Annotated in this window: 1 protein-coding gene and 1 pseudogene; one reads left to right on the forward strand and one right to left on the reverse strand. The window is 69.1% G+C overall.

The genetic code is table 11. The annotated features are described in order from the left end of the window. Nucleotides 1-165 precede the first annotated feature (165 nt). On the reverse strand, nt 166-1890 hold the full coding sequence (locus OTB19_RS42060) for a D-alanyl-D-alanine carboxypeptidase family protein (RefSeq protein ID WP_267804141.1): 1725 nt from the start codon (nt 1888-1890) through the stop codon (nt 166-168). 526 nt (nt 1891-2416) lie between these two features. Here OTB19_RS42060 and OTB19_RS42065 point away from each other — a divergent pair. Continuing rightward, a pseudogene (locus tag OTB19_RS42065) lies at nt 2417-3490 on the forward strand (IS256 family transposase); the annotation flags it as partial. Between the last annotated feature and the right edge of the window lie 120 nt (nt 3491-3610).

Genomic DNA, 3610 nt, shown 5'->3' on the forward strand with positions numbered 1-3610 from the left:
ATCTGGGACCAGATCACCGGGACTCTCGGCCTGTCCGCAGCAGCCTGAACCACCGTCACCACCACGGCCAGATACGCCCCGAACCAGAACACACCCACCAGGACTCACCCAACCTGACAACGCCGCCACGACGAATCCTTGAGATCGCCGCCGAGAGTGTCGGGCTCAGGGTTGGCGGGTGATACGAGCGTTGAGGGAGGGTTCGGTGAGGTCGGCCTCCACCGCCACCGGGACGCTCTTGGCTCCTTGCCCGTCCCCGATGGTGAGGACGCCGACCCGGGTTCCGGTCTTCGCGGTGTGCGGGGTCGGGGAGATTCCCGGCTCCAGGGTGAGTTTGAGTCGTTGGCCCGGTACGCCGATCACGTTCAGATCTCCTGCGGCCACCAGTGGGGTTCGGCCGCCGAGGCCGTCGTCCACGTGACCGACCCTCTGGCCCTCGCGGACCACCGGAGCCAAGGTGAGGGCCTGCCGTACCGCTTCGATGATCTTCTTGCTGTTGGCCTTGACCAGGCGCAGGCTGTTCTCCGCGTTGAGGTCCGGGCCGGTCGCACGCTGGTCCATGAGCGTGCCCACGATCAGGGGGGTCTGGTCGCCGACCGTCTTGTAGGCCGCCCACATCAAGGCCCCGCCCGCGGGCGTGTTCGATCCGGTCTTGATGCCGCGGACGCTGAGGCCGTCGACGGTGAGGAGGTCGTTGTTGTTGTACAGGGTCTGGGGCAGGCCCTTGATGTCGGCGCTCGGCAGCGCGACCACCGCGCGGAACGCGGCGTCCCTCATCACCGCCTCGGCGAGCTTCAACTGGTCGGTTGCCGTGCTGATGGTCCCCGCGTCCAGGCCGCTGGGATCGGTGTAGGTGGTGTCGTTCATCCCCAGGGCTTTGGCGGCGGTGTTCATCTTCTCGACGAAAGAGGCTTCGAGGTCGCTGCCGGTGTCCCAGCGTGCGAGCAGTCGGGCGATGTTGTTGCCCGAGGGGATCATGAGCATCTTCAGCATGTCCCGCTGACTGAACGTCGTACCGGCGACCAGGCCCTCGACGCGGGACTCGTCCTCGGACGCGCCCTCCGCCACGGCCTTCGCGTCGACCGCGACCCGCGGACCGTCCTCACCCTGGCGCAGCGGATGGCCCTGGAGGAGCACGTAGGCCGTCATCACCTTGGCCACGCTCGCGATCGGCACGCGCTTTTGCTCGCCGAAGACGCCGATGTCCCCGGAGCCGGGGACCCGGACGGCGCCCTGCCCCTTGGCGGGCCACGGCACGGAAAACCCCCCGCCGAGAGTCGCACCCTCGGCCGCGACGAGCCGCAGATCGGGAAGCGGGCGCAACAGCTGCGCGCCGGTGACCGCCCCGGCGAGGAGGAGCAGGATCGGGGTCCAGATCTTGACACGGCGCACCATCGTGCGACGCGGGGTCTCCGGCGGGGGCGCGGTGTTGGTGAGCTCCGCCAACAACTCCAGCGGGGAGAGTACGGTGTCGTGGGCGGGCTCGGCGACCTTGACCGCGGTGGGGAGGGGGACGGGAGCGGGCGCCTTGTCCGCCGGGGCGGGGTCAAGCTCCCTCAGGGCCACGAACTCGCTGGTCCGCTCGGCATCTGCCTCGTCGTCCCGGGCCAACACCGGTACTTGCCCTGTCGTTTGCGTGCCCATACGCGCCGGACCGGCCTCTCCGCGCTCCGGGCTGCCGGCCCGCCGGCTCTCCCGGACGGCCGTGCTGTCAGGCCGGCGCGCCGCGGCACTGCCACCTTCACCGATTCCCGCCCCGGGCATCGCCCGCTCCCCACACGCGCCCGCGACGAAGCCGGTATCGGTCTCCCGCCCCGGCCCGGCCTCGGGCCCGGCCGAGACCTTGTCCTCGGCCTCCCCGCAACCCGGATCGTCGCCGCTCTCCACCACCGCAACCTCCACCCCCGCGGACTCGGGGGCACCCGGGCCCCCAGGATCCGCGGCGGCCGTGTCCAACGAACCGGACCCTTTCACCGGCACCCCGCCTCCCCCCGTCCTCGGAGTCCGAGAGGAACCACCCGCCGCCACTGCCTTCATCAACGCCCGCCTTGCCACTCACACCGCCACCACCCCACCGCTCCCACGATGGCCGGTAACGCGCCCGTTCTCCGACACCTCCGGCGAAGCCACGAAGGACACTCACCCACCTGCTCTACGTACGCCACGCGCCGCACGTTCCCCCCAGCCCAAAATGCCACACATCGGACATATTCCATGACGGTGCGTGACCGGTTCGAGCATTCTCCGGCGCTGAAGACACGGCAGCTGTAGTTCCGGGGAGTGTCATGAATCAGGTGTGGATCTCCTCGAAGGAGTGAGCCTGATGGGTACGACGACTGGTCACCTGATCGAGAGCGTGGACGGCGTGTCGCTTGCCGAGGTCGGCGCGAGCACTGAGGGTGCCGACGTGAAGTCGATGCCGGTGTCGCAGAACGGTCTGTCCAGCGAGCTGCTGGAGGAGCTGGCCGCGCTCGCGGCCGAGAAGGTCCGCGATGGGGAGGGTCTGCGGCTGATGGGCGAGGGCGGTCTGCTGCCCGAGCTGGCCCAGCACCTGATGCAGGCCGCGCTGGAGGCCGAGATGGATGAGCACCTGGCCGCGGAGGCGGGCCGGGCCGGCGGCCGCGGCTCGCGCTCGGGCGGCAACACGCGCAACGGCTACCGGAGCAAGAAGGTGATGACGGAGGTGGGCACCGTGATGGTGCAGGTGCCCCGGGACCGGCTGGGCACCTTCCAGCCCCGGATGCTGCCCAAGTACGCCCACCGGACCGGCGCGCTGGACGATCTGGTGATCTCGCTGACCGCGAAGGGCCTGACCTCCGGGGAGATCGTCTCCCACCTCGCCCAGACATACGGCATGACCACGACGAAGGAGACCATCTCCACCATTACCGACAAGGCCCTGGAGTCGATGGCGGAATGGCGCACCCGCCCGCTGGACGCGGTCTACCCGGTCGTCTTCATCGACGCCGTGCACGTGAAGGTGAGGGACGGGAATGTCGCCAACCGGCCGATCTACGTGGCCATCGCGGTCACCGTCGACGGCTACCGGGAGATCCTCGGCCTGTGGGCCGGCGACGGCGGCGAGGGCGCGAAGTACTGGCAGACGGTCCTGACCGAGATCAAGAACAGGGGCGTCCGTGATGTGCTGATGCTGGTCTGCGACGGGTTGACCGCCTTGCCCGACGCCGTGAACACCGTCTGGTTGGCCACCGTGGTCCAGACCTGTGTAGTTCACCTGCTCCGCGCGAGCCTGCGATACGCCTCACGCCGCGACTGGGCCGAACTCGCCCGTGACCTCAAGCCCGTCTACACGGCCGTCAACGAGGACCAGGCCCGTCAGCGGCTGACCGACTTCGACGACAAGTGGGGCAAACGATACCCGTCGATCGCCGGAACCTGGGAACGGGCCTGGAGCGAGTTCGTGCCCTTCCTCGGCCTGCCCGACGCCATCCGGCAGGTCGTCTACACCACCAACGCGATCGAGGGCGTTGTCAGGTTGGGTGAGTCCTGGTGGGTGTGTTCTGGTTCGGGGCGTATCTGGCCGTGGTGGTGACGGTGGTTCAGGCTGCTGCGGACAGGCCGAGAGTCCCGGTGATCTGGTCCCAGATCG

The sequence above is a fragment of the Streptomyces sp. H27-H5 genome (assembly GCF_026627505.1).
Classification (GTDB): Bacteria; Actinomycetota; Actinomycetes; order Streptomycetales; family Streptomycetaceae; genus Streptomyces.